Below are 425 nucleotides of genomic sequence, written 5' to 3'. Positions count from 1 at the left end.
TTTTTTTTTAGATGTGTATAAGAGACAGACCTTATCCGGATCACGAATCGTTCATTCCTGCAGGCAGGGCAATCACCCATGAATATGATCACCCGAAATTATTATCCCGTCTCCGGGCAGCCAACCCAGGGCATAAACCCGCAAGCCGATAACAGTCCGCCACCTCAGGTCACGTCCGGCAATGGCAGCAAGCTGGTCGACTTCGCACCGCCGCAGCAGGCAACAGGGTTGCAGTCGTCGTTCAATGGCCTTGGCTCCAGGGCGCAAACGCCCGCTACAAACGCAGCCTCGGGTGCAACTGAAAACCCCGTCGAGTTGTTGCTGAACAAGCTGGTGGAAGCCATTCGCACCATCCTCAAGGATCTGTTTTCCAGATCACAAGGGCATCAGCAGGACGGCTCGACACCGGCACCTGCGCCGTCTGA

1 pseudogene is annotated in these 425 nt (G+C 55.8%); it reads left to right on the top strand.

The window, feature by feature from the left end:
- Positions 1–78: 78 nt before the first annotated feature.
- Positions 79–425, top strand: a pseudogene (locus ALO43_RS11760) (type III helper protein HopAK1); the annotation flags it as partial.

Origin of the sequence: Pseudomonas tremae, from assembly GCF_001401155.1 — a bacterium.
GTDB classification, from domain to species: domain Bacteria; phylum Pseudomonadota; class Gammaproteobacteria; order Pseudomonadales; family Pseudomonadaceae; genus Aquipseudomonas; species Aquipseudomonas tremae.
The sequence above is the reverse complement of the archived record's forward strand: the minus strand, read 5'-3'. Positions and strand labels throughout refer to the sequence as shown.